We start from the raw sequence: 26,661 nt of genomic DNA on the forward strand, positions 1-26,661 counted from the left end.
TTTTTATAGAGGCACATGACGAAAAAATAGCGAGAAGAAATATTACCGAATAATTTTTCAATATATCTGAGTTTTTTAAGGTGCTAAAATAGAAAGTTTAAAATTAATGATGACCTAAAAGCATAATAAATTTTTTAAAATACATGATAAATTTAGTTAAAAAATGCAGTAAAATGGAATATGTTTTCATTTAAAAGCAAAAGTCAATACATTTGAAGTTTATTTTATACAGATGATTTATTGGATTATTACGACTGTAGCTGTTTTGACAGTTACCTTTTTTATCGTGATCAATATGAAAGCGTTTGGCGGAGTACCCAAAGGAAACAGGCTGAAACGCATCAGGAATTCGAAACTTTATAAAAAGAGAAAGTTTCAGAATATAAACCATACCCCTTCCATTACAGAAGGCTACAAAACGTGGAAAGTGACATATGATTTCTTTTTAGGAAAGAAAGATCCGCTGTTGAAGCCTTTGAAAACTATTCCATCGCTTCATACTGATTTAAAAAGTATCGATAAGAATCAAGATGTTTTTGTCTGGCTGGGACATTCCTCTTATTATCTGCAGACCGATGGTGTCTCTTTTTTAATTGATCCCGTCTTGAGTCTATATGGTTCACCGTCCAAATACTTTAATAAAGCATTTAAAGGCTCAGAGGTCTTTCAACCCGAAGACATCCCTAATCTCGACTATCTGGTAATAACCCACGATCATTTTGATCATTTGGACTACCCAACTGTAAAATCTATTGAAGGAAGGACGGAAATGGCCATTATACCTTTGGGAGTAGGTGCGCATTTGGAAAGATGGGGCTATGCTGAAAATAAACTTATCGAAGAAGAATGGGGAACAGAAGTTACTTTGAAAAATGATGTAAAAATTGTTTTTACTCCTGCCAGACACTTTTCCGGCAGAAGGGTAAGGCAGAATGATACACTTTGGAGTTCCTATGTTCTAATAACGCCTACAAAAAGAATTTTCTTAGGAGGAGACAGTGGCTATGATTCTCATTTTAAAACAATTGGTGAGCAATATGGACCTTTTGATTATGCTATTCTTGAGAACGGGCAGTATGGAGAGGCATGGAGGTATATCCATACATTGCCGGAGGATGTTATTCAGGCTGGAACGGATCTTAAAGCAGAACGTATTATTCCGGTGCATGCGGCAAAATTTGCATTGGCACTTCATCCATGGAATGAACCTTTTCAAAAGATAACGGCTCTTGGAAAAGAAAAAAAACTGAATATCCTCACTCCGATGATCGGCGAGGTAGTAGATCTGAATCAGTCAGAACAACAATTTCCAGCATGGTGGGAAAGCTGATCAGGCATGCCAGATTTCTTTATATCTTGCAGGGTGATTTTCAAACTGCTGTCTTACAAAATCACATTCCGGATCTACAAGCAAATCTTTCTCTTCTGCGTAGCGTACCAGCTCATCCAGTAATAATTTGGCATATCCTTTTCCCTCACGCTCTTCTTCAAGTTTCGTGTAATATACGATAAGCAGTCTTCCATCAACCTCTATGGACATATAGCCTGCCTTTTTTCCATCTATAAGTAGCTGCAACTCATCCTGATATTGAGATACCTGAAACTTTATATTTTCCATAATAATGTAAGATTTGGATGATTAAAAATAATTTGAGAAGCTCTTCTTAAAAACATTCTCTTCATTAAAATTACGAAATTAAATCATATGAAATAATAGTTTTCAGGAATCTTAACGAATTTTATAACATAAATGTAAAAAGATAAAAGATAAAAGATAAAAGATGTTGTTGTTAAAATTCAATAGGGGTGGGCTTCAGCCCAATCAGACTTTAAAAAACATCCATTGGCTTTAGTCCAAACTTAGAGTACTTACTCTTTAAAATCCTAAATTTAATCCCAGCTTACTGATTATTATTTGCTTATCAAAAATATCTGTTTAATAAAATTAAATGTTTTCTGAGTGTAATTTTAATATGACTAATCTGTAATAATTTCCTGAAAAATGTGCAAAATATTTTAAAGATAATCAGTTGTTTATAATTTTTCTTAACAAATATTAGCATTTGTAATGAAGGATTGGCACTTTAATTGACTATCTCTTCATGTTTAATTTTAAAGTGGAGTGAAATGAAAAAATTAATATTAACAGCATTATTGGTTGGGACATTCAGTTTGAGTTATGCCCAGTCAGATTATTATAATGACTATAGAAGGAGTATCTCAGATATCAATTGGCAAAGAGTAATTACGGATCTTGTACTTTCAACAACGCAGGCCAATCAAATCTATGTGCTGAATGACAGATACCATGATTATGATACATGGAACAGAGTGTATGTAGTGGAGCCAGGAAGATGGAGAAACGACCGTTATTCGGAGCTGGAAAGAATTCTGGGAAGAGAAAAGTATATCATTTTTAAAAAGAAATATTACAGAGGTCAGAATCCTGTAATTGTTTACGGCAGAAATAAAAACGATTATAAAAAATACCGTAAACAACAGGAAAAGTATTATAAAAATCAGGAGAAATACTACAAAAAACAAAATAAACATCGTGGTCATGGACATGATGACGATTGGGATTAACCCATTATCAACTCTATATCACTTTAAATGGCTGGCATCTTTTTGTCAGCCATTTTATTTTTTCAATCCAAGGATTATTTATTATTGTGATTTAATTTGTTTGATTTTTATAACTTTGATCTATGGAATCACACGAGTCACTCAAAGGTTTTTATGAAAGAAACGCTCCCAATCTTGCATCACAGTGTATTGGGGTGAATAAGATGGGACATTTTAATGTCTTTTCAAGAGAATACTGTTCTCCTCTTACCCCTTACAGCAGAAGAGATTATTATAAAATTTCACTGATCATAGGAAAAGGAAAACTTCATTATGCTGATAAATGGATTAAAGTAGACCGTCCTGCCTTATTGTTTTCAAACCCTATTATTCCTTATTCCTGGGAAGCTGATGATGAAGATCAGAAAGGCTGGTTTTGCTTGTTTACAGACCAGTTTCTGCATAATGGAAGCCGTATGGGAAATCTTCAGGATTCTCCGCTTTTTAAGATTGGAGGAACTCCGGTTTTCTTTGTCAATGAAGAACAGCAGAAAATACTTTCTGAGATGTATACGAAAATGATGACAGAAATCCAGTCGGATTATATTCATAAGTATGATATGCTGAGAGCTTATCTTCACCTGATGATTCATGAAACGATGAGGATGCAGCCGGCAGACAGCTTTGAACCTTATCAGAATGCTTCACAAAGGGTTGCTTCTTTATTCATGGAGCTCCTGGAAAGACAGTTTCCTATCGACAGTCCTGAAGCCTTTTTAAAATTAAAAACGCCTAATGATTATGCTCAGAGTCTTTCCATTCATGTGAATTCTTTAAACCGTTCCGTAAAAGAGATTACAGGGAAAACAACCAGTCAGCAGATTACAGGAAGGATTATTCAGGAAGCCAATGCTTTATTGAAACATACAGACTGGAATATTTCTGAGATCGCATATGGATTAGGTTTCGAAGAACCCGCTTATTTTACCAATTACTTTAAAAAACAAACCGGAATTACTCCTAATGCCTTAAGAATGGATGTTGTTTGAATTTTATAATTCTTAGTTTGAATTCTATATCGTGGTTGGCCGTTACTTGTTCTAATTTTGTCTTGTAAAATTAAATCATACCTATCATGAAATTTAAAAAATTAGGAAACACAGAAGAACAGTTATCAGCAATCGGACTAGGATGCATGGGAATGAGTTTTGCTTATGGTCCTACCGATGAGCAGGAAAGTATCAATACCCTGCACAGAGCATTAGATTTAGGCGTTAATTTCTGGGATACAGCAGATATGTATGCCAATGGGGAAAATGAAAAACTGATCTCTAAAGTTCTGGTTCCGAACCGAGATAAGATTTTTATTGCTACCAAGTTCGGATTCAGGTTTAAAGATGGAAAAGCCAGCCACAGCGGAGCTCCCGGAACTTATTTTGATGGTTCTCCGAAATGGATCAGACAGGCAGTAGATTTAAGCCTTCAAAGATTAAAGATCGATACTATTGACCTTTACTATGCCCACAGAGTAGACCCGAATATTCCAGTAGAAGAAACAGTAGGAGCAATGGCTGAGCTGGTGAAAGCAGGAAAAGTGAAATATATCGGATTATCTGAAGCTTCCGCAGAGTCTATCAGAAAAGCCAACAAAATTCACCCGATCGCAGCCTTACAGTCAGAATATTCTATTTTGACCAAAGATGTTGAAAAAGAGATTTTACCAACCATCAGAGAGTTGGGGATTTCTTTAGTTCCTTACTCACCGTTGGCGAGAGGACTTTTTACCAATATTTACGATGTGCAGAACCTTGGTGATGACGATTTCAGAAAATCATTACCACGTTATCAGCAGGAATATCTTGAAAATAATACCAAACTGGCTAACGAAATTAATGAGCTTGCCGCTTCCAAAGGCGTGAAAGGAACTCAGCTCGCATTAGCCTGGGTATTGAACCAGGGAGATGATATTATCCCAATTCCAGGTACTAAGCGAATTAAATATCTGGAAGAAAATATTGCCGCCGTCAATATAGAGCTTTCCCAATCAGATCTGGATACCATTGATGCTATTCTGAAAAAATACCCGAATGTAGGGGAAAGATATACCGAAGGTTCAATGAAATTGGTCAATAACTAAAAGACTATGATACAAAAACTGAGTTCCCGATCATGAAAGGAGCTCAGTTTTTTGTTTTGATAGTTAAAATGAACAGAGCTAAGCTATGAACAGAAGAGAATTATTAAAGAACGGATTATTAGCGGGAACATTAAGTATGATCCCTTTTTCCGGTTTAATGGCAGAAAAGAAATCCGTTACTGAAAAAACTGAAGATGATCTTTCCGGTTTTAAAAAATTAAAGCTTGGAGAACTTGAGTTATTTGTACTTACCGATGAGTATATCCGTGAAGAAAATGTGAACACCTTTGCTCCGAGAGCCAATGTTTCGGAACTGAAATCAATTCTTACAGATCATTTCAGACCGGATCATTATATTGATCTGGCGATGAATATCCTATTGATTAAAACAAAAGATAAGCTTATTATGATGGATGCCGGAATGGGGAATTTTGCTGATGAAAGAACCGGATTTTTACTAAAAAGCCTTCAAAAAGCAGGGTTCTCTCCTAAAGACATTACCGATATTTTTATTTCTCACGCACACCCTGATCATATTGGAGGCGTTATCGATAAAAAACAGAATCTGGTTTTTCCGAATGCCAATATTTTCATTTCAAAAATTGAACATGATTTCTGGATGAAAGCTTCCCTTAAAGATTTTAATAACAGTGCTTTGAAAAATCACCCTGAAGTCCTCAATCAGATTATTCCTGCTCTTCAAAACATATTAAAGACCATTCAGCCTAAATTGAAGTTCTATGATTTTGAGAATCCACTGTATAAGTATTTCAGTTTTCAGCTGGCTCCCGGTCATACCCCAGGTTTAACCATTACCACAATATCTTCGGGGAATGAAAAGCTATTGTATATTGCTGACCTTATCCATTCTGATATCATTCTTTTTCCTCATCCTGATTGGGGATTTTCCGGAGATACTGACCTGGATATTGCAACCGCTTCAAGAAGAAAAAATCTTCAGCAGTTGGCAGAAACTAAGACCAGAGCATTTGCCAGCCATTTACCTTGGCCTGGATTAGGATTTACAAAAACAAAATCCGGCGCATTTGAATGGTTCCCGGAAAGTTTTATGAATTAGGTAATAGGTAATAGATAATAGATAATAGGTAATAGGTTGCAGGGATTAGGGATTATGAATTAGGGATTAGAGGCAACAACATAGAAATAAGAAATACATTGACCTTGATTAATAAATATGTGCTCAGGATTCCCCTCCTCTGGAGGGGTGGCAAAAATTCAAAGAATTTTTGACGGGGTGGTTAACTAAACGGAATAATCAAGCATACAAATAATCCAATCAATAGAAGCGGACTTTAGTCCGCTTTTTTAATAAATATTTATTCATTCGGCTTGAGCCAAAACTTATTGATCACTACTTTTACACAACAAATCCTCCCAGGCAACGAGAGGATCTGTTTTAACATAAGAAAAAATTAGAGTTTATTATCATTAAGCCTCTCCGAATATCAATTCAGGAGAATATAGTTTTCTGAACATCAGATAAGTCATCGTGAGGACAGAAAAAGCGACTATAGCATCTATTGTAGACGGAAAACCAAGTACCGCTATTTTTGAAAAGAAAGCAAAGAGAATATCAAAGAACATTCCTGCAAATACCCATTCTTTCAGTCTTAACAATCTATTGGGAAGGAGAAGGACAAGAACGCCTGCAATTTTAAAAACACCCAATATATAAATGAAATGAGGAGGATAGCCAAGCTGTTGGGTAATGTCCCATACAACCGGATTTTTTGTAAGTTCAAAGAAACCACTGGCTCCAAACCAAAGTGACATAAAAATGGCTCCTGCCCAATAGATGATTTTTGTTGTTTTTGTTTTCATTGTTGTAGTAATTTTAATTGTTGATGATGTAAAAAATTATTGAAAAGTTGTTTTTGCTGATCCTGAGATTTTTCCGGTTTTAATATTCTGAATAAAGGCTATGACTTCCCAGCTCTCTGGTGAAAATCCTTCCGGAAGTTTGAATGTTGTTGTTCCTCCCTGTTGCTTATTCAGTGAGATCTGGTTTTGCTGGTGTACGATTTGCCAGTGATGCAGATGACGCCCTTCATTTTCACCTTTTCCTACCTGAGTGGAAGAATGTTTTTCAACCAGATTAACCAGAAGCATACTCTGAGGATCAAGAGAAGACGTTTTATACTGCACTTCAATTTTATTCTGCGAAACATTTGCAGATAATTCTACATTTGTTTTTTTAGCAGCAAACAGAGCTTCCTGAATAGCATTTTTGATATTGCCCTCATCAGAACCTACAAATTCCTTTTGTCCATTGACTACCAGCTGTGGTGTATACACCTGTGAATGTAAGATACGGCTGTATTGCTGCTGTCTCTGGGAGTTTTCGGCGGTACTGAATCTATCCTTCCATCCAAGGCGGTTCCAGTAATCCACATGGTAGGAGAGAAGGTAAACAGGTTCATCCTTATATTCTTTTTGAATTTTTCCCATAAGTTCATCTGCTAGAGGACAGCTTGAACACCCTTCCGAAGTAAAGAGTTCCAAAACAGCGAAACCATTGTTTTCTGAAGCTTGCTGTACTATTGTCTTTTGATCTTTATTTTGATAAATAAATGCTGAAGTAGCAAATAATAATGTGGTGAAAGCACTTACTGTGATTAAGTTTTTTAGTATCATGTCTTTTAATTTGATTCAAAAGTAGATACTCTGGAAAGGCAGAAAAATGGAAAAAAGGGTTAACCGGACAAATCAGAGGGTGAATTCGGAAATTTTGAGGGGAAGGATTTTAAGGCTGGAAGCTGGAAGTGGGAGGCTGGAAGTTTTTGGAGTGCAAAGAGGAATTGATGTTTATATTTTTTGATAGTAAAAATATGAGTAATGAAGCTTAAAAAATTAAAGCAAAAGAAAACCCTGATCATTTCAATCAGGGGTATAATGTATTTAAATAAGACTTTTATAGATCATAGTACTTCCAGCACCCAGCTTCCAGCTTCCTAACTCCTCTACCTATCCTCCAGCCACGTAAAGAAACTGTGGGTCTTTTCTTTATTAATAAGAAGCTTTTCAGGTGTTTCAATGGTGAGTTTTACCAATATTTTACGCTGAAAATAATGTTCCATTTCCTTAATTGCTTTAAAATTAACAATATACTGCCTGTTGACTCTGAAGAATTGTTTGCCAGAGACCTGTTCCGCCACTTGTCCCAAAGGCTGGGTGAGGGGAAACTGTTCTTTTGCAAATGTAACAAGATGAGTGATCTCATTATGGATATAAAAATACGCAATATCTTCAGTAAGAACTGTAGTGTATTTTTGATTTTTAAAAACCAGAAAACTACTCTTACCGGTAGGAGCGGGCTGGTTGATTTTTTGTATCAACAATTCCAGATCAGGAAGATCATTCTTCTGGAAGAATTTTTTCAGTTCATCAACTTTTCTCAAAGCTTCAGCAATATCTTCCCTGGAAAATGGTTTTAAAACATAATCCACTCCCTTGCTTTTAAAGGCATCCAGCATGTACTGGTCAAAAGCGGTACAAAAAACTACAGGACAGGTGATGTCCACAGATTTGAAAATTTCAAATGAAAGTCCGTCCGAAAGATGGATATCCATAAAAATAAGATCGGGTTTGATCTCCTTTAAGCCTTCAATACTTGCTTCAATACTGTCGTAAACACCCAATATCTTTGAGTCCGGTTTTAACTCTGAAATTAAATTCTGAAGGGATTTTGCTGCCCTGAATTCGTCTTCAATAATGATTATATTCATGGATTAATGGTAGTTTTATCTGAAATGTTTTTTCGTCTGAATGAATAGTAATATCCTTTTCCAGCAAGTGTTTGTAACGCATTTTAATATTGTCAAGTCCAACCCCTAAAGAATCTTCAGTATTTACTTTTCTCTGTATCGGATTTTCAATCACAATATTACCGTCAGCAGTATAGATTTTAATATGTAAAGGTTTACTTTGTGAAACAATATTATGCTTGATACAATTTTCCACCAGAAGCTGAAGCGTAAAAGGAGGAATAAGAGTAGAACCGGTTTCTTTTCCAAGTTCATTGGTAAACATAATGCCGTCACCAAAACGTGCTTTCTGAAGAAAAAGATAAGCATTTACTATTTTCATTTCTTCCTGAACACTGATCAGGTCTAATTTTCGGCTTTCGAGGGTAAATCTGTAAAAATCGGAAAGCTTCACAATAAAGTCCACTGTTTCTTCATCACGGGTTTCTGCCATCAGTTTTAATGTATTCAGGCTGTTGAAGAGAAAATGAGGATTGATTTGCTGTTTTAACAGTTCATACTGAGCTCCAAGATTGTCACTTTTTACCTTTTCCAGTTCCAGCTGCACCTGTTGTCCTGTATAATTGTTCTGAAGAAGATTCAGGAACATATAGCAGACCAGATTGATTAAAATTCCTCTTACTTCAATCATCAGCATCACCGGCCCGAAATTAATGTGAGAAAGAATCAGCTGCTGAATCCAGGCCAGCCCAAACATAATCACCATTCCAAAACCCAGGATCACCATCAACCTTGAATAGGAAATATGCTGTCTTCGTTTTTTTGTGCGGTTCAGCATGTAAATATTGATGTACCACATGATGACAGAAAATGCAGCCGTAATTCCGGAGTTGACAACGGCTTCTTTCCAGTTGAACTGATGGGATGCAAGCTGAGGTACAGAAGATAAAATGCCCAGAAAAATAGAGCTTATCCAGATAATGGCCTGTGAGATTTTTATTTTTTGCTGTTGCATGAAATCTGCTGATTTGAAAGGGTTAAATTAATGCTTTTTCTTGAAAATATTATGATAAATAGTGAAACGTAAACTTTTATCCATTTACAGAGTACAATCATTATTAAAAGGCAAAATTCAGGATTCACAAAAAATTACCCTATGGTTACTTTTATTAAGGTCTGCTGACTGGTCGGTAGCTCATAAAATACTGTATTCTTCCTTCTTTATCGGGAGAAGTACTTTTTGCCGGATCGTTTTTAATTTCATAAGAAATATTTCCAAGATGATCAGCCTGAACAGTTTCAATACTTAATAATTCTCCGGTGATTGTTCCGCCAATATATTGAGGATTTTCATGATATTTCCAGGTAACCAGTTTCATAACGGTACCCGCTTCCGGTTTCTGAGTTTCCTTTGATAAAGATTCAAGTGCTTTTTCATTTCCGTATAAAGCAGACATTGTTTCTTTCTTAGGATTTAAAGAATTGGAAATGAATTTTAAATTTCCCGGGTCAAAAATAACCCTTGAAAGTCCATTATTTGTATCGCTATTTTCTTTGCTGCAGGCGGTAAGTGAAATAAGGCTTACCAGTAAAATCAGGATTGTATTTTTCATTTTTTCTGTAAATTTTGGATTAATCTTTGGGTATTTACTTTCATGGGAACGTCAAAAAGGTAACCTGTTTTTTCTGCTAATTGTCTATGGCAGGCAATACAGGATTCTTTGGCGAAAGAAGCTGTCTTTCCGGTTGGATGGAGATCATTTCCTGAGAATTTTGCAAATCCCCAACCCTCAGTATCTTTATACTGTCTGGAATCTTTTACCATAAACTGTGCATTGACAAATTTTCCGGGTCTGATTTCTCCATCTGGCATTTCCTGTTGTGTCCATACAGATTTTACGACAATACTTCCGTCTGGCCATGGGTGAAAATTTTCTGTCTCCACAGCTTTTACGGCAATATCATTTCCATAAATGACACGGATAGAATGGTCAAAGAGTGTACTCATACTGATCACTTTCCAGTTTTTAAAATCAGGAGTGTATTGAACTCCATTGGGAGAAACCGGAAATTTTGTTGATGCCGGCATGGGTACAATGGATGAGGTTTGAGGGGTTTCAGTACTTTTTTGAGCCGATGGACTTACTGAGGATAATGAAAGGGTATATTTTTTAATGATTTCAATATCTTTTGGGGTAATTTTAGCAGATGGATGCAGAAGCGTGTATTCATGAAGAGGCATTTTCCCGCTCTGCATCATATTGAGAATGGCATACATTTTTCCCTGATTTTCAGCAGGAGATTTTCCCCATTCTGAAAAATTCAGGACTTCTCTGGCTCTTTTAATGTCTTTATTGACGGCCCAGGAAACAGGTGCAATTTTATCATACCAACTTAAATTTTGCTGGTTGGAATGACAGCTAAAACATGAGTTTTCAAGAATGCTGATCACTTCCCTTGGTGCTTCAATTTTTCCTGTAACCGGCTTCCCTTCCAAAGGTTTGCTGAATAGCTGCAACCCTCCGAAGATTCCTAATATAGCCAGAAATACTATGGCAATGGGATTTCTTTTTTTCTTTACGGTATCCATAATGAGTATTGTTTTTATTTTCTGATTCAAAAGTAGGTGGACAGCACCTCCTGTGAAACGGAAAACAGGCTGATCCGGACAAATCAAAAGGTGAATGAGGAATTTTTGACTCCGAAAATACACAAGAAAAATCCCGGTCATTGTATTACCGGGATTTGATTAAATCTGTTATTTATAAAGTAATACCGCCGTCTATCACAATTTCGGTTCCGGTGACATAACTTGAAATCTGATCATCTGACAAATAGGTAACCAGCTTGGCAACTTCTTCAACTGCTCCCATTTTCTTCAATGGAATCTGATCAACGAGATGATTTTGAATATTTTTTAACGTTTCTTCATCAAGACCAGCTTTGCTCATGATCTCGGTTTTTATAGGACCGGGGCTTATCATATTCACTCTGATTTTTCTCGGTGCTAATTCTGCTGCTGCCGTTTTTGCAATCGAATTCAATGCGGCTTTGCTTGCCTGATACGCTGAACTGTTGGGTTTATAAGTAGAAGCCACAATAGATGATAAGAATATGACAGAAGCACCTTCATTCAATAAAGGAATGAATTTGCTTAACGTAAAATAAGCGCCTCTGAAATTAATATTCATTACCTGATCAAAATTTTCGACATCCATGTTTTCAATAGGAGTCAGACTTCCGGTAATGCCTGCGTTGATGAACAGAATATCTATTTTGCCAAACTGTTTCTCTACTTCTTCTTTTAAAAGATCAATATCATTAAGTTCTGCCTGATCTGCGATGAAAGGGATTGCTCCAAGTTCCTGAGCCGCTTTTTCTACAGCTTCCTTTCGTCTTCCGGTGATGAGAACCGTTGCTCCTTCTGAAATAAGTTCTTTTGCTGCAGCGAATCCGATTCCGCTGTTTCCTCCTGTTACAAGAGCTACTTTATTACTGAATTTTTTCATTGTAAAATTTTTGACAAAGTTATTTCAAAATGGTATACTTTTGTAATCAGTATCACAGAGTATATCAGTATCATTGGTGATATCACTTAACTTTGCAACTATGGAAAGAGATCAAAACGAAGAACTTAGAGCCTTACAGGATACCCTTTATTTTATCGGAGGGAAATGGCGAATTCCTGTGATCAATTCACTTTGTAACGGAAACAGACGGTTCAGGGAAATTGAACGCAGTATTCCCGGAATTACCACCAGAATGCTTTCAAAAGAACTGAAAGATATGGAACTGAATAAGCTGGTAAAACGCACCGTTTACCCGGAAACACCTGTTCTGATAGAATATGAACCCACAGAATATTGCCGTACCTTCGGAAATATCATTCAGGAAATGATCAACTGGGGGAGAGAGCATAGAAGAGTGATTGTGGAGGATAGGTAGCAGATGTTAGGTAGCAGGTTGTAGGGATTAGGGATTAGGGATTAGGGATTAGGGATTAGGGATTAGGGATTAGGGATTAGGGATTAGGGATTAGGGATTAGGGATTAGGGATTAGGGATTAGGGATTAGGGATTAGGGATTAGGGATTAGGGATTAGGGACGCGCTGGCCTTTGATGAGTAAGTATGTGCTCAATATTCCCCTCCTTCGGAGGGGTGTCAAAAATTCAAAGAATTTTTGACGGGGTGGTTTTAACGCGGAATTTATATCCACAAAAAAAGCCCCTTTAAAAAGGAGCTTTTAATGGTATATCAGAACGAAAATTAGATTCCGTCAATGATTTCATTTAAAACTGTGCTAGGTCTCATAGCTGCATACGTTTTATACGTATCAGTTTTGTAGTATCCTTCAATATTCTGAGGTTTACCCTGAGCACCAATTAATTCAGCATTGATTACTTCTTCGTTTTCCTGCATTGCCTGTGCAACCGGAGCAAACTGAGCCGCTAATTCAGCATCAGCTGTCTGGTTAGCCAGTGCTTCAGCCCAATACATTGCCAAATAGAAGTGAGAACCTCTGTTGTCAATCTGGCCTACTTTTCTCGCAGGAGATTTATCTGTTGCCAAGAACTTAGCGTTAGCCTCATCCAATGCATCAGCTAAAACCTGAGATTTTGTATTCCCCTGAGTCTGTGCCAAGTGCTCTAAAGAAGCCTGAAGTGCTAAGAATTCACCTAGAGAATCCCATCTTAGGTATCCTTCTTCCAGGAATTGCTCAACGTGTTTTGGAGCAGAACCTCCGGCACCAGTTTCAAATAAACCACCACCATTCATTAATGGAACGATAGAAAGCATTTTTGCAGAAGTACCAAGCTCAAGAATTGGGAAAAGGTCTGTTAAGTAATCTCTCAATACGTTTCCTGAAACAGAGATGGTGTCTTTACCTTCTCTTGCTCTCTTCAATGTTTCAGTCATAGCATCTTTTACATCAAGGATTCTGATGTCAAGACCTGCTGTATCATGATCAGCAAGATATTTTTCTACCTTTTTGATGATCTCTCTGTCGTGAGCTCTTCCTTTGTCTAACCAGAAGATAGCCGGAGTATCAGATAATCTTGATCTGTTTACCGCTAGTTTTACCCAGTCCTGGATAGGAGCATCTTTAGTCTGGCACATTCTGAAGATATCATCTTTTTCTACTTTCTGAGAAAGAAGAACGTTTCCAGCTTCATCCTGAACTTCTACAGTTCCGTCAGCTGCTAACTGGAAAGTTTTATCGTGAGAACCATATTCTTCAGCTTTCTGAGCCATTAAACCTACGTTTGGAACAGATCCCATTGTTGTAGGGTCTAATTTTCCGTGCGCTTTCATATCATCAATTACAGACTGGTAGAAACCTGCATAAGAACGGTCTGGAATGATACAAACGGTATCTTCCTCATTTCCTTCTTTGTTCCACATTTTACCTCCGCCTCTTACAAGAGCAGCCATAGATGCGTCAACGATAATATCAGAAGGTACGTGGAAGTTAGTAATTCCTTTGTCAGAATTTACCATTGCCACTCTAGGTCCTTCAGCTAAAGCTTTTTCAATATCAGCTTTGATGTCAGCTTCCTGAGCATTTCCTTTGATTTTATCAAAAAGATCAGCAAGACCGTTGTTTGGATTGATATCTAAAGACTTGAAAGTCTCAGCATATTTAGTAAATACTTCTTTGAAGAAAGTCTCAACGATAGCCCCGAAAATGATTGGGTCAGAGATTTTCATCATTGTCGCTTTAAGGTGAGCAGAAAGAAGTACATTTCTTTTCTTAGCCTCCTCAATTGCCTCCTGAACAAATACTCTTAATGCATTTAAGTTCATTACAGAAGAATCAATTACTTCACCAGCCTGAAGACCTGCGAAATCTTTTAATACAGATTCAGAACCATCATTTCCTTTGAATACGATTCTGTATTTTGTAGCGTTTTCTAATGTTGTAGAAGTTTCTGTACCGTAGAAATCACCATTATTCATGTGAGCTACGTCAGTTTTGCTGTCAGATGCCCAGTCGCCCATTCTGTGAGGGTTTGCTTTTGCATAGTTTTTAACAGCTTTTGGAGCACGTCTGTCAGAGTTTCCTTCTCTTAATACAGGGTTTACAGCACTTCCTAATACTTTAGCATATTTAGCTTTGATGGCTTTTTCTTCATCATTTTTAGGCTCTGCAGGATAATTTGGAACGGCAAAACCTTTCCCTTGTAGTTCAGCAATTGCTGCATCCAGTTGAGGTACAGAAGCCGAAATGTTAGGTAACTTAATGATATTAGCATCAGGTTGTGTTGCCAATTCTCCTAGTTCTGCCAACGCATCACCAATTTTCTGTTCGTCTTTTAAAAATTCAGGGAAGTTGGCTAAAATTCTTCCTGCCAAAGAAATATCCGGAACTGCGATTTCGATATTTGCTGATTTTGTGAAAGCTTTTACAATTGGTAAAAACGAGTGAGTAGCCAGCATTGGAGCTTCATCAGTAAGTGTGTAATAGATTTTTGATTTTTCTGACATTATACTGTTATTTTTTATTTGAAATTTTAAGTCCCACAAATTTAGTAAATATCATTGTTTTATTTGGGATATTTCCATAAAAAAAAGAGGCCTTTCTGTCTTTAATTTTATATCTGTCTCATTGTATTGCTTCCGGATGTGCTGTCATTAATTCTAAAAATAATGGTAGACTTTAAACGATTGAACTTTTGCCGTCTCAAGCTTAGTTTTTTTAAGAGTATCGGCATATAAGTAATTCTATTTGAAAACTGAGGATCAGACGAATGAGTTTTATTTTCACTTTAAGATTAATTTAACCATAATAAAACGGGGGAAATTTCTTTTTTGATTAAATTTGAAAAACTAAAAAAATAAATATTATGTCAACGACAATCACTTTAAAAGGAAACGAAGTACACACAATAGGAACATTACCATCTGTAGGAACCACTGTAAAAGATTTTGCTCTGGTGGACTCAGGATTAGCGGTAAAAACGCTTGAAACTTTTGCAGGAAAGAAAAAAGTATTCAATATCTTCCCAAGTATTGATACGCCTACTTGTGCTGCTTCTTCCAGAAAATTTAATGAAGAGGCTTCAAAACTTGACAATACAGTCATTATCAATGTTTCAAAAGACCTTCCGTTCGCTTTAGGAAGATTCTGTGCCGCTGAAGGCTTGAATAATGTGGAAACACTTTCAGATTTCAGAAGCAGCTTTGGAGACGATTACGAAGTGACAATCGCAGATTCTCCTATGAAAGGTCTATTGAGCCGTGCCGTGATCGTTACAGACGAAAACAACAAAGTAATTTATACTGAGCAGGTTCCTGAAATAGCAAACGAGCCTAATTACGATGCCGCTCTTGCAGCATTAAAATAATAAAATAATTTTTGTAGAAAAGCCTTGTGAATAATTTTGCAAGGCTTTTTTTGAATATAAAACCTAATCAAATAAACACCAAATGACGTCTAATAATTATAAGAAATATGGAGACCTTTTTCAGGTAGATTCAGATCACTTTGAAGAATTCTACGCTTTGCTTCACGATACAAAACTTTTAAAATCTGATTTTTTTCTGAAACAAGGGGAAAAATGCAAGTACCTGGGTTTTATAAAAAAAGGAACCATCAGAAGTTTCTATATCAATGATCAGGGACGCGAAATCAATTTCGGATTCTATTTTGAGAATGAATTTTTTACGGATTATGAAAGTATTCTCTGCGATACTGTATCTAATATGAATATTCAGGCGCTGGAAAACTGTGAAATTTTACTGCTGAGTAAAGATAGTCTGCAGGATTTATATAAAAAAGAAGCGTACTGGCAGCAATTCGGGAGAATGATGAGTGAAAAGATCTATCTGGATGCCAAGAAACGGATTGATGATCTGTTGTGCTTTTCCCCCGAAAACAGATACCTTAATCTGGTCAAAAAACAGCCTGCACTCTTTCAGAAAATAGCCCAGAAACATATTGCCAGTTATCTTGGTGTAACAGAACAGTCACTCAGCCGTATAAGAAGCCGGATTGTTAATTAACTTAAGGTAACGTCCACTCATGTTTTATACCGTAGCTTTATCGTCATCAAATTTTAACACAATCATTATGGAACAAAAAGATTTGACCATTATTTTGGTACACGGAGCATGGGGAGACGGTTCACACTGGCAATACGTTATCCCTTCACTGACAAAAGCTGGGTATAAAGTAAGAAGTGTCCAGAACCCATTAACTTCGCTTCAGGACGATATTAATAAGACCAAAGACCTTATTGATGCCCAGGAAGGGAAAGTGCTTTTAGTAGGACATTCTTATGGAGGTGCTGTTATTTCAGGAGCGGGACATCATGATAAAGTAGCAGGGCTGGTTTATATTGCTGCTTTTGCACCGGATGCGGGAGATAGTCTTGGGTCTCTTTTAGGGAGAAGAGAGTCGCCGGGTGGCGCAAGTATTTATCCTGACAGTAAAGGTTTTTTATGGATTAAATACGACGAATTTAAATCTGCTTTCTGCCAGGATTTAGATGATGAAAAAGCATTGGTAATGTCATTATCACAAAAACCTATTCACGGACAATGTTTCGGTGATGTAGCGGGTGAACCTGCATGGAAGATACGTCCAAGTTGGTATCAAATTTCACTGCAGGACCGTATGATCCCTGCAGAAACAGAAAAAGAAATGGCAGAACGTCTTGAGCCTAAGAAAATAATCTCTTTGGATGCAGGACATGCTTCATTGGCTTCGCATCCCGAAGAAGTTACTCAGCTGATTTTAGACGCAGCTTCTTCAATTTAACAGAATATATACTACAATAATTTATAAAGCCTTGTGAAATTTTATGTAATTTCACAAGGCTTTTTTTAATGAAAAATAAGTCAAAATGGTAAAAAGAATCGTAGCCAATATCAAAACAAATGATCTTTCCAGAGCCAATCGGTTTTATCAGGATATTCTGGAACTGGATGTTTTGATGGATCATGGATGGATCAAAACATTGGGAAATAACGAAGAGGCAAAAGTTCAGATCAGCTTTGCCGGACAGGGAGGAAACAATACAGAAGTTCCTGATTTCTCCATTGAAGTGGATAACGTAGATGAAATCTATGGTAAAATGAAAGATGCTGGTTTTGAAATCGCTTATGAGTTGACCAATGAGGAATGGGGCGTTCGCCGTTTTTTTGTTAAAGATCCATTTGAAAAACTGATTAATATACTGTCTCACCAATAAATATTTTTCCTAATGAAAGCAGAAAAGATTATTCCTGTACTAAGAATTTTCGATTATCAGAAAACAAAAGAGTTTTATGTAGACTGGCTGGGATTTGAGATTGTATGGGAACATTATTTCGAAGAAAATACACCCGTTTATATGGAAGTGAAAAAAGAGAATATCATTTTCCATTTAAGTGAACATCATGGTGATGGAACACCTGGAACAAAGGTGTCGATCTGGGGTGAAGGCGTTCCTGAATATCATAAGGAACTGATTGAAAAAAAATATAAATACAACCGCCCGGGACTTGAAAAAACGTTTTATGGAGCTGTATCCTTTACGGTAATTGATCCTTTTGGGAATACAATCACTTTCGAAGAAGAATATGATGAGGCAAAACACAAAGACCTGCAATTGTATTCTAATGATTGATTTCGCTCAAATAACATAACTGATTTTAGTAAATTATGTTTTCAAATATACATCAGGAATTTGAAGTCCCGGAAGAACTTCGGGATACCATAAAATGCTTTTGGTATAACAGAAGAGATTATGGAGAAGAACTGTCGGAATTTACAGTACTGCCGGATGGTTATACCGAAATTATCTTTCACTTTGGCAACGGATGCAGTATTTCTCATCAGGGAATTTTACAGGCTTTACCTTCTCCGTTTATCATGGGGTTACTCAACCAGCCAGCTCTTTTTTATGCTCAAAATCAACTGGAAATCATCGGAATCAGGTGTTTTCCATGGGCAGTTTTTGATTTATTGGGACTTTCATCCGAAAAAACAGAAAACGGAGTTCATAAGTTTGAAAATCCCGTTGCACAGCTTCAATCTGCCTTGAATGATCTTATTACTCAGGGAAAAATAGAGAATGCTATCTTTCAGGTGGAACAATATTTTCTGAAATTACACTCACAGATTACGATAGACAGTCTGCTTTTCAAAGCCGGTGCGGCTATGAGAAAAAATTACGGAGCTATTCCAGTAAACCAGGTTGCTGATTCTGCCCATACAACAGTTCGGACATTAGAAAGAAAATTCAAGCAGTCTTCGGGACACACGGTAAAAGATGTATCCGGAATTATGCGTTTTGAACAGATAAGAAACCGTTTATGGCATGCTCCTGAGACTTCTATTGCAGCACTCGCACAGGAATTCGGATATACCGATCAATCTCACTTAAGCAGAGAATTTAAACGATACAGCGGTTCTACACCCGCAGCTTTTGCAAGAGAAGCAAGAAAAAGAATGCAGGCGATAAACAATGATTTTGTCGCATTTGTACAAGCATGATACAACTGCATTCCTGAATTTTGTGGCATAATAAATACATCACAAAATTATGGTACTGAATCATAAAAAAGTAGCCATCATTGGCGCTGGCCCTGTGGGTTTAACCATGGCAGTCTTATTACAGCAAAAAGGCGTTGAAGTCAATGTTTATGAAAGAGATGTGAATGCACAGGCGAGAGTCTGGGGCGGTACATTGGATCTTCATCAGGACTCAGGGCAGAAAGCGATGGAAAAGGCGGGATTGTTGGATAAATATTACGAGATTGCCTTGCCTATGGGAATCAACATTGCTGATGAGCAGGGCAACATACTCTTTACAAAGGAAATTACCCCAGAAAATCAATATGACAACCCGGAAATCAACAGAAATCATTTAAGAGAAATCTTACTGGAAAGTCTGGCAGATCATACCGTAATCTGGGATATGAACTTTACCGGAATGGAAGAACATGACGGAAAATGGCTGCTTCATTTTAAAGATAGACCTGATGTGGCTGCAGATCTTGTTATTGGTGCCAATGGTGGAATGTCCAAAGTAAGAAAATACGTGACAGATGCTGAAGTGGAAGAAACAGGAACGTTTATTATTCAGGGAGATATTCCTCAGCCCGAGAAGTCATGCCCTGAATTTTTTAAATGGTGTGATGAGAAAAGACCAATGGCTGCGTTTGAAGGGAATTTATTGGTGGCTAATCCATTTAATAACGGAGCTTTGACGTATGGAGTCATATTCAAAAAGCCTGAGGAATGGAAAGATGGCTGTAATTTGGATTTTAAAAATACAGAACAGGTCCGTCAGTTTCTTTCTGAAAGACTGTCTTCATGGAAAGGGCTTTATCAGCAGTTATTTAACTCAACTTCCTTTTTTGTAGGATTGCCGACAAGGAAAATTCCATTAGATAAACCCTGGAAAAATAATCGCCCTTTACCTGTAACATTGATTGGGGATGCCGCTCATCTCATGCCTCCTTTTGCAGGACAGGGAGTGAACAGCGGACTGATGGATGCTTTAATTTTATCGGAGAATTTAACGGAAGGAGCCTATCAAACTATATCCGAAGCCATTGAAGCTTACGAACAAAAAATGTTGATCTATGCCGGAGAAGCACAGCTGGAATCAGGTAAAAATGAGTTGGAGATGCGCGATATCAATTTCTCTTTTACAAGCCTTATCCACTAGTTGCTGATTCAATAGCACAATTAATGATCCGGATCATTAAATAGTAAGATGAATAAAACTTACCTTTACATTTTAATAATAGAATAATAGAATGAAACGTTCAGGAACAGCAGATTTACCTCTTCACTATGGCAAAGTACCACCATGGCTGTATGAGCGTATGTCTGTTCTGGGACTTTCTATTATCGAAGTAATTCTCATGGATTACGGTAAAGATGAGGTATTACGCAGATTGGCAGATCCGTTTTGGTTTCAGAGCTTTGGAGCGGTAATGGGAATGGACTGGCATTCTTCAGGAATTACCACTTCCGTTATGGGAGCATTGAAACGTTCCATTAATCCGAATTCACAATCGTTGGGACTTTATATCTGTGGCGGAAAAGGGAAGTTTTCCCGTGAAACTCCGTCAGAACTGATCAGAATTGCCGATAAAACAGGACTCAACGGAACAGAGCTGGTAAGAGCCAGCAAGCTTTCCGCAAAAGTGGATAATACGGCTATTCAGGATGGCTATCAACTATACCTGCACAATTTTATTCTGTCAGATAACGGAAACTGGAGTGTCATTCAGCAGGGAATGCATGAGTCGGACGGAACAGCAAGACGCTATCACTGGCATTCTGAAAATATCACATCATTTGTAGAAAAACCTCACACAGGAATTAATGGAATTTCAAGAGGGAAAATTCTGAATCTTACGGATACCGAAGCTTCAGAAAACAGAAAAGGAATTTTAGATATTTCCCATACCGATTCAGCAGAAGTGATGAAAGATTTTGCCAGACTGATTCTTCCTGCCCACCATGATGTTCAGGCTTCAGATGTAGATTTAAAACGTCTGGGAGCACTTCTGTATGTAACCCGGGAACAGCAGCCTCAGAATTTTGAAGATTTGCTGATGCTGGAAGGAGTAGGCCCCAGAACCATGCAGTCCTTGGCTTTGGTAAGTGAAGTGATTCATGGAGCACCCTCAAGATTTGCAGATCCTGCAAGGTTTTCCTTTGCTCATGGAGGTAAAGACGGACATCCTTTCCCTGTTCCCATCAATACCTACGATGAAAGTATCAGCATTCTCAGAAAAGGAATAGAAAAGTCCAAACTGGGAAATTCTGATAAATTAAGCTCTTTAAATAAACTTCATCAGATCATAACCGAAGCAGAAAAAGATTTCACTCCGGATTTTGATATTCAGCAGGTCATTGAAGAAGAAAGACAAAACTCCTGGCGTTTTGGTGGGAAAACTGTATTTGGAGATGCCCAGAAACCCAGCCCTCCAAAACCTATACAGCTTTCTCTGTTTTAAAATTTCTTTTCCTTTAAAAGTCTAAGATCACAATCATCAACAAATAGTCATTCCTATTCTTTGGAGGGGTGGCGAAAATTCAAAGAATTTTTGACAGGGTGGTTTTAAATAACTGTTTAAAAAAATAATAAGTTTAAAATTCCTTTATTTCAATAGGGTATCTGATTGTCTGTGAAAGTATTCAATTCACTGTTTAATGTTTTTTTGCTCTTAATTCAATTAAAAATTTTATTTTTAAAGTCTTAAAAAAATTGACACCAATGACCAGTAAAGCCTTAGAAATCTGCTATGACTTTCCATTTTTTTTCAAGGAAGAACTTGAAGAGATATTTCAGGCTCACGAAAAAAGATCCTTCCAAAAAGGTGATTTCATTCTTGAAGAAGGTAAAACAGCCAATGAATACTATATTCTGGAAAGTGGGCTGGCACGCTCGTATGTGAATGATTTCAATGGGAATGAAGTAACCACTCATTTTTTCACGGAGAATGAAGTGATTATTGAAGTTTTATCAATGTTTCAGAGAATACCTTCTCAGGAAAATATCGTTTGTATTACAGATTGCGAATGCTGGAGGCTGGATTATGATACTTTTCAGGAGCTATTCCATAAAATCCCGAATCTCAGAGAATGGGGAAGATCATGGATGTCTCAGGAACTGTTTGCCTATAAACAAAGGTCGGTAGAAATGTTTACCCTTTCAGCCACCAAAAGATATCTTAATCTGCTGGAGCAGAAACCTAAAGTAATACAATTTGCACCCTTGAAACAGATTGCTTCCTATCTGGGAGTTACGGACACTTCTTTGAGCCGAATCCGTAAAGAAATCGTTTCCCATCCTAAGAAAATTTAAATCTTGCCTTATGACAAGTTGATTTTCATTGCACCTTGGTAATTTTGGATAACAGTTTAACACTAAAATTACAAAAAATGAAAGTCAATCAAATTTATGTAAACCTTCCGGTAAAAGATGTACAGAAAACAAAAGATTTCTGGACCAGGGTAGGTTTCCCGATTAATGAACAGTTTTCAGATGATAAAGCAGCCTGCGTTGTTTTGAATGATACCATCTATGCAATGTTTTTGCAGGAAGATTATTTTATGACCTTCACCAATAAGCCTGTGGCAAAAGAGAATACCAGTCAGGTTCTTGTTGCGGTAGGACTCAACAGCCGTGAAGAAGTAGATAAAATAGTAAACACTGCGGTAGAAAATGGGGCGTGGCAGCATGAAGAACCTCAGGATTACGGATGGATGTATCAGAATTCTTTCTGGGATCTGGACGGACATGGCTGGAATATTACTTTTGCAGATCTATCGCAAATGCCAACAGAATAGTTTTCATTTCAGATAACAAGACTTTTCTGAAGTTTAACAAATAAATCTTGTCTTATGGCAAGCTCATTCTTATCAGACCTTGGTAATTTTGAGTACAATTCACCACTAAAATTTACAAAATGAACATTACCGATATTTACGTCAATTTACCCGTAAAAGACGTTCAAAAAACCAGAGAATTCTGGACAAAGCTTGGCTTTTCTATCAATGAACAGTTTTCAGATGATAAAGCAATATGTGTTGCAATGAAAGAAAATCATATCTATACGATGTTTCTTAAAGAAGAGTTTTTCCAAACCTATACTAACAGACCTTTTGCGAAAGGAGATACAACGCAGGTGCTTTTGGCTATTGGAGTCAGCAGCCGTGATGAGGTAGATGATATGGTAAAAACAGCTATCGAAAACGGAGGTTCAAAATATAGTGAACCAGTGGATTACGGATGGATGTATCAGAGCAGTTTTGCAGATATCAACGGCCATCAGTGGGAAGTGATGCATGGAGATGCCTCTCAAATTCCTACAGAATAATTCTTTATTGTTCTTTAAATACCAATCACATGGAAACACAATCAAACGATATAGAAATCATAAAAAATCAGGTAGCCAGCAACTATTATGTGATTACTATGAATATTGACGGCATCTCCCACGAAGAGTCTATGATTTTTCCGAATGGTGAAGCCAACTGTATGAACTGGGTTCTGGGACATTTAATCTACATCAGAAATCCCTTACTGAATATTTTAGGAGAAGAATCTGTCTGGGACAGCGAAAAATTTTCCTTCTATAACAGAGGTGAAATTGCCTTGAACCGAAAAGATAAACTGGTAAGCTTTGAAGATTTGCAATCCTATTTGAAACAATCTCAGGACAAACTGGAAGCAAAACTCAACACTATTGAAAGTTTTCAGCCCGAAACAGTTAAAGATATATCCACTTTAAGCCTTCATGAAATTTACCACAGCGGGCAGCTGGGCTATCTCCGCAGAATTTTAGGAAAACCTGGAGCAATAAAATAGCATGCTATTTTTAGATTCCTTGCTTGGCTCGCAATGACAAGTACATCGCTGACATATTAGTATTACATTTTTAGAAGAGTACAATTTTATCGAAGATAAAATTCTCGCGCCTTAAAACATACAGTAGGTAAAACACTTTGCGCCTTTGCGTTTCTCCAAAATTCTAACCTCTAATTTCTAACTTCTAATCTCTAATTAAAATGGACACACCAAAATCAAAAAAAATGGAAGTCATTATTCCGGCTTACAGAATGCATTCCCAAAGCTTTATGAATGTTTTGGACGGCATTTCGGAAGAAGATGCATTGAAAAGAATTGAAAATAAAACCAATCACATTGTATGGATGGCAGGAAACTTTGTCAACATGCGCTACGGCTTAGGCTGGGTGCTTGGAATACAGGAAGAAGATCCTTACAGCGACTTGTTTTTTCAGGGAAAAGCTTTGGATGAAAGTTTTAAGTATCCCACTTTAACTGAACTGAAGGAAAACTTTCATAAAATTTCCGCTAAAGTATACCAAAAACTTCATGAAGTAACAGATGAAGAACTGGATGAGATATTTGAAATAGGAATGAATATCCCCTTCATCAAAGAAACAAAACTCAATTTTGCCGGAATGTGTATCGGCCGTGAAGACTATTTATGCGGGCAGATTGGCCTGATGCGTAGAATTTTGAACTACCCGGGAATGAAGTATGATGTAGACGAAAAACTTACCTATTAACAATGACTCCAGTAGAAAAAGGCTATAAAAAAGTCAATGGAATCCAGCTGTATTACGAAATCTACGGATCAGGAAAACCTTTGGTTTTGATTCATGGCGGAGGTTCTTCCATTCTGTATGATTTTAAAGAAGTCATAGCCAGGCTGGAAGACAAATTCCAACTCATAGGGATCGATCTGCAAAACCACGGACGTAGCGAACACCGTGATATTCCTGAAACATTTGAACAGGATGCTGATGATGTTGCCGGACTTTTAGCAGAATTAAACATAAGAAAAGCTTCCTTTTGGGGATTCAGCAATGGAGGAAGTACCGTAATGCAAATTGGCCACCGCCATCCCGGAATTGTAGAAAAACTGGTCGTTGCCTCAGCATTTTATAAAAGAAACGGAATGATAGACGGCTTTTTTGAAGGAATGCAGGACGCCACTTTTGAATCAATGCCGGAACCTTTTAAAATCAATTTTTTAAATCTCAATCCGGATTTTTCAAAACTGGAAAACCTTTTTGAGAAAGACTGCAAAAGGATGCAGACTTTTGAAGACTGGGATGATGAAGTACTGACTTCCATACAATCGCCCACATTGTTCATCAGTGGGGACCAGGATGTCATGAAACCGGAACATACCGCAGCAATGTGGCGTCTGGTGAAAGATTCCCGGCTTATAATACTTCCCGCTACTCATGGTATTTATATGATGCCATACTTTGACGGAAGTATTGATACAAACTTAATAGACTTTACCGTCAACGAAGTAGAAAAATTTTTAAACCATTAAGACTTTAAGAATAGCAAGCTGAATTCCGGGAATGGAAACCTTCTTGACGATTCATATTAACTTAATTAATTCTTAATGAACCAGCAGTAGAACCTATATTTTATAATAATAACTTTAAAATTAAAAATCATGGCTAAATTAAATCCGTATCTAAATTTTGATGGAACAGCTGAAGAAGCGTTCAATTTTTACAAAACTGTTTTCGGTGGTGAATTCGTCGGAGGAATTCATAAAATGGGAAATGCTCCCGGTACTGAAAACCTTTCTGAAGAAGAAAAAAACAGAGTTATGCATATTGCTTTGCCTATCGGAGGTGACCTGTTAATGGCATCGGATATTGTACCCGGATTTGGACAGACTCTTACCGTAGGAAATAATAATTATGTATCTGTTTTCCCGGACTCCAGAAATGAAGCAGACAGAATCTTTAAAGAGCTTTCTGACGGTGGAAATGTAGAAATGCCGATTGAAGACCAGTTTTGGGGAGATTATTTCGGTTGCTTTCAGGATAAGTATGGTGTTCATTGGATGGTGAACTATAATGAAGAATATGCAAAATAATCTTATATTTAACTAATAATAATAAAGAGGTGCTCATTTTTGGGCAGCTCTTTATTCAAACATAAAAAAATTAGAACTATGGATCCAATTAAAATAGACATTACAATTTTAGCACCGGTGGAAAAGGTTTGGAATTATTTCAATGAACCCAAACACATCACAAAATGGAATTTCGCCCACGAAAGCTGGCAGTGTCCTAGTTCTGAAAACAACCTTACAGTAGGAGGCAAATTCAAAAACAGAATGGAAGCTAAAGACAAAAGTTTCGGATTTGATTTTGAAGGTGTATATGATGAAATTATCCCTCATGAGGTGATCAAATACCACATGGAAGATGGAAGGAAAGTAGAAGTTGTTTTCGATAAAATAGATGAAAATACAACGAAAGTGATTGAAATTTTCGATCCGGAAAAACAAAATTCTGTGGAAATGCAGCGAGATGGCTGGTATGCTATTTTGAACAATTTCCATAAGTATGTTGAGAATCATTAACAATATTTTTTGTAGCCATGATCAATCTAGTTATCATGTCAAAGAGTTTAAATTCCATTTATACTTTTAATTATGACTCTGAAGAAGAATTTCTTCACGGGGTTATTGCAATACCGGCAAGAAGAGCCTTAGAAAAAGAAAAGATAAATTCTTTGGAAAAACTTTCAGATTATTCCGAAAAAGAAATTATGCAGCTTCATGGTTTTGGTAAAAATGCAATGATGAAACTGAAGAATTACATGCAGGAAAATCAGGTCTCTTTTAAAGAAGTATAATAAGTAAGTAACTGAAAGCTTGTTGGAATGTCTTGCCATAAAACGGAATCGCTTCGTTCAAATGCAAGGACATAAGATATC

General features: G+C 37.0%; 32 protein-coding genes. 23 read left to right on the forward strand and 9 right to left on the reverse strand.

What is annotated here, in order from left to right; translation table 11 throughout:
- The first annotated feature begins 232 nt into the window (after positions 1-232).
- Positions 233-1,330: an MBL fold metallo-hydrolase gene (locus tag JOE44_RS01275; RefSeq protein WP_209783989.1), complete on the forward strand. Its 1,098-nt coding sequence runs from the start codon at positions 233-235 to the stop codon at positions 1,328-1,330.
- Here the strand turns inward: JOE44_RS01275 and JOE44_RS01280 are convergent, their stop codons facing one another.
- A complete protein-coding gene (locus JOE44_RS01280) occupies positions 1,331-1,618 on the reverse strand; it encodes an N-acetyltransferase (protein ID WP_105680615.1) in 288 nt (95 codons plus the stop codon). It abuts the gene before it with no gap.
- A gap of 509 nt (positions 1,619-2,127) precedes the next feature.
- Between JOE44_RS01280 and JOE44_RS01285 the strand changes: the two genes are divergently transcribed.
- The 4 genes from JOE44_RS01285 to JOE44_RS01300 all read left to right on the forward strand — a co-directional run bounded on the left by JOE44_RS01285 (position 2,128) and on the right by JOE44_RS01300 (position 5,780).
- Positions 2,128-2,586, forward strand: coding sequence for a hypothetical protein (locus JOE44_RS01285; RefSeq protein ID WP_105681827.1), 459 nt, complete (start codon positions 2,128-2,130; stop codon positions 2,584-2,586).
- Positions 2,587-2,708: 122 nt separating this feature from the next.
- Positions 2,709-3,614 (forward strand): helix-turn-helix transcriptional regulator, encoded by a 906-nt coding sequence (locus JOE44_RS01290; protein ID WP_209783990.1) that lies wholly within the window; start codon positions 2,709-2,711, stop codon positions 3,612-3,614.
- Between the two features lie 86 nt (positions 3,615-3,700).
- Entirely contained in the window at positions 3,701-4,702 is a 1,002-nt protein-coding gene (locus JOE44_RS01295) for an aldo/keto reductase (protein ID WP_209783991.1), read from the forward strand.
- Positions 4,703-4,787: 85 nt separating this feature from the next.
- Complete coding sequence (locus tag JOE44_RS01300; RefSeq protein ID WP_209783992.1) at positions 4,788-5,780, forward strand: MBL fold metallo-hydrolase; 993 nt, start codon at positions 4,788-4,790, stop codon at positions 5,778-5,780.
- 371 nt (positions 5,781-6,151) lie between these two features.
- Here the strand turns inward: JOE44_RS01300 and JOE44_RS01305 are convergent, their stop codons facing one another.
- The 7 genes from JOE44_RS01305 to JOE44_RS01335 form a co-directional block, all read right to left on the reverse strand.
- Positions 6,152-6,544: a DoxX family protein gene (locus JOE44_RS01305; protein WP_079242171.1), complete on the reverse strand. Its 393-nt coding sequence runs from the start codon at positions 6,542-6,544 to the stop codon at positions 6,152-6,154.
- Positions 6,545-6,580: 36 nt separating this feature from the next.
- Complete coding sequence (locus tag JOE44_RS01310) at positions 6,581-7,357, reverse strand: DUF1223 domain-containing protein (protein WP_209783993.1); 777 nt, start codon at positions 7,355-7,357, stop codon at positions 6,581-6,583.
- A gap of 326 nt (positions 7,358-7,683) precedes the next feature.
- Entirely contained in the window at positions 7,684-8,448 is a 765-nt protein-coding gene (locus JOE44_RS01315; RefSeq protein WP_209783994.1) for a LytTR family DNA-binding domain-containing protein, read from the reverse strand.
- Positions 8,429-9,442, reverse strand: coding sequence for a sensor histidine kinase (locus JOE44_RS01320; RefSeq protein WP_209783995.1), 1,014 nt, complete (start codon positions 9,440-9,442; stop codon positions 8,429-8,431). The genes JOE44_RS01315 and JOE44_RS01320 overlap by 20 nt, the downstream gene beginning before the upstream one ends.
- 154 nt (positions 9,443-9,596) lie before the next feature.
- Complete coding sequence (locus tag JOE44_RS01325) at positions 9,597-10,040, reverse strand: hypothetical protein (protein ID WP_209783996.1); 444 nt, start codon at positions 10,038-10,040, stop codon at positions 9,597-9,599.
- The gene (locus JOE44_RS01330; RefSeq protein WP_209783997.1) at positions 10,037-11,017 is read right to left on the reverse strand and encodes a heme-binding domain-containing protein; all 981 of its coding nucleotides are present in this window, start codon (positions 11,015-11,017) and stop codon (positions 10,037-10,039) included. The genes JOE44_RS01325 and JOE44_RS01330 overlap by 4 nt, the downstream gene beginning before the upstream one ends.
- A 172-nt stretch (positions 11,018-11,189) precedes the next feature.
- A complete protein-coding gene (locus JOE44_RS01335) occupies positions 11,190-11,936 on the reverse strand; it encodes an SDR family oxidoreductase (RefSeq protein ID WP_245169675.1) in 747 nt (248 codons plus the stop codon).
- Positions 11,937-12,036: 100 nt separating this feature from the next.
- On the opposite strand from JOE44_RS01335, the gene JOE44_RS01340 reads away from it, so the two are divergent.
- A complete protein-coding gene (locus JOE44_RS01340; protein WP_209783998.1) occupies positions 12,037-12,372 on the forward strand; it encodes a helix-turn-helix domain-containing protein in 336 nt (111 codons plus the stop codon).
- Between the two features lie 322 nt (positions 12,373-12,694).
- On the opposite strand, the gene JOE44_RS01345 is transcribed toward JOE44_RS01340, so the two are convergent.
- A complete protein-coding gene (locus JOE44_RS01345) occupies positions 12,695-14,914 on the reverse strand; it encodes an NADP-dependent isocitrate dehydrogenase (RefSeq protein ID WP_209783999.1) in 2,220 nt (739 codons plus the stop codon).
- Positions 14,915-15,273: 359 nt separating this feature from the next.
- On the opposite strand from JOE44_RS01345, the gene tpx reads away from it, so the two are divergent.
- The 17 genes from tpx to JOE44_RS01430 all read left to right on the forward strand — a co-directional run bounded on the left by tpx (position 15,274) and on the right by JOE44_RS01430 (position 26,580).
- Entirely contained in the window at positions 15,274-15,774 is a 501-nt protein-coding gene (gene tpx, locus JOE44_RS01350) for a thiol peroxidase (RefSeq protein ID WP_209784000.1), read from the forward strand.
- Positions 15,775-15,856: 82 nt separating this feature from the next.
- Complete coding sequence (locus JOE44_RS01355) at positions 15,857-16,432, forward strand: Crp/Fnr family transcriptional regulator (RefSeq protein ID WP_209784001.1); 576 nt, start codon at positions 15,857-15,859, stop codon at positions 16,430-16,432.
- Positions 16,433-16,499: 67 nt separating this feature from the next.
- Entirely contained in the window at positions 16,500-17,189 is a 690-nt protein-coding gene (locus JOE44_RS01360) for an alpha/beta hydrolase (protein ID WP_209784002.1), read from the forward strand.
- Between the two features lie 85 nt (positions 17,190-17,274).
- Positions 17,275-17,622, forward strand: coding sequence for a VOC family protein (locus JOE44_RS01365; protein ID WP_209784003.1), 348 nt, complete (start codon positions 17,275-17,277; stop codon positions 17,620-17,622).
- A gap of 12 nt (positions 17,623-17,634) precedes the next feature.
- Complete coding sequence (locus JOE44_RS01370; RefSeq protein WP_209784004.1) at positions 17,635-18,039, forward strand: glyoxalase superfamily protein; 405 nt, start codon at positions 17,635-17,637, stop codon at positions 18,037-18,039.
- 35 nt (positions 18,040-18,074) lie between these two features.
- Positions 18,075-18,908 carry a helix-turn-helix domain-containing protein gene (locus JOE44_RS01375; protein ID WP_209784005.1) on the forward strand — a complete coding sequence of 278 codons (834 nt, stop codon included), beginning with the start codon at positions 18,075-18,077 and terminating at the stop codon, positions 18,906-18,908.
- A 49-nt stretch (positions 18,909-18,957) separates the two neighbouring features.
- Positions 18,958-20,088 carry an NAD(P)/FAD-dependent oxidoreductase gene (locus JOE44_RS01380; RefSeq protein WP_209784006.1) on the forward strand — a complete coding sequence of 377 codons (1,131 nt, stop codon included), beginning with the start codon at positions 18,958-18,960 and terminating at the stop codon, positions 20,086-20,088.
- Between the two features lie 91 nt (positions 20,089-20,179).
- A complete protein-coding gene (locus tag JOE44_RS01385) occupies positions 20,180-21,391 on the forward strand; it encodes a DUF763 domain-containing protein (RefSeq protein WP_209784007.1) in 1,212 nt (403 codons plus the stop codon).
- A 260-nt stretch (positions 21,392-21,651) separates the two neighbouring features.
- A complete protein-coding gene (locus JOE44_RS01390; protein WP_209784008.1) occupies positions 21,652-22,242 on the forward strand; it encodes a Crp/Fnr family transcriptional regulator in 591 nt (196 codons plus the stop codon).
- 77 nt (positions 22,243-22,319) lie between these two features.
- A complete protein-coding gene (locus JOE44_RS01395; RefSeq protein WP_105681848.1) occupies positions 22,320-22,727 on the forward strand; it encodes a VOC family protein in 408 nt (135 codons plus the stop codon).
- A gap of 119 nt (positions 22,728-22,846) precedes the next feature.
- The gene (locus tag JOE44_RS01400; RefSeq protein WP_209784009.1) at positions 22,847-23,257 is read left to right on the forward strand and encodes a VOC family protein; all 411 of its coding nucleotides are present in this window, start codon (positions 22,847-22,849) and stop codon (positions 23,255-23,257) included.
- A 29-nt stretch (positions 23,258-23,286) separates the two neighbouring features.
- Positions 23,287-23,748, forward strand: a complete 462-nt coding sequence (locus JOE44_RS01405; protein ID WP_209784010.1) for a hypothetical protein — start codon at positions 23,287-23,289, stop codon at positions 23,746-23,748.
- 224 nt (positions 23,749-23,972) lie between these two features.
- Entirely contained in the window at positions 23,973-24,473 is a 501-nt protein-coding gene (locus tag JOE44_RS01410) for a DinB family protein (protein WP_245169676.1), read from the forward strand.
- A gap of 2 nt (positions 24,474-24,475) precedes the next feature.
- Positions 24,476-25,252, forward strand: coding sequence for an alpha/beta hydrolase (locus JOE44_RS01415; protein WP_209784012.1), 777 nt, complete (start codon positions 24,476-24,478; stop codon positions 25,250-25,252).
- Between the two features lie 129 nt (positions 25,253-25,381).
- A complete protein-coding gene (locus JOE44_RS01420) occupies positions 25,382-25,813 on the forward strand; it encodes a VOC family protein (protein WP_105681853.1) in 432 nt (143 codons plus the stop codon).
- A 78-nt stretch (positions 25,814-25,891) separates the two neighbouring features.
- Positions 25,892-26,305, forward strand: a complete 414-nt coding sequence (locus tag JOE44_RS01425) for an SRPBCC family protein (RefSeq protein ID WP_209784013.1) — start codon at positions 25,892-25,894, stop codon at positions 26,303-26,305.
- Positions 26,306-26,340: 35 nt separating this feature from the next.
- Positions 26,341-26,580, forward strand: coding sequence for a hypothetical protein (locus tag JOE44_RS01430; RefSeq protein WP_245169677.1), 240 nt, complete (start codon positions 26,341-26,343; stop codon positions 26,578-26,580).
- Positions 26,581-26,661 lie beyond the last annotated feature (81 nt).

The organism is Chryseobacterium sp. PvR013 (genome assembly GCF_017833095.1).
GTDB lineage: Bacteria > Bacteroidota > Bacteroidia > Flavobacteriales > Weeksellaceae > Chryseobacterium > Chryseobacterium culicis_A.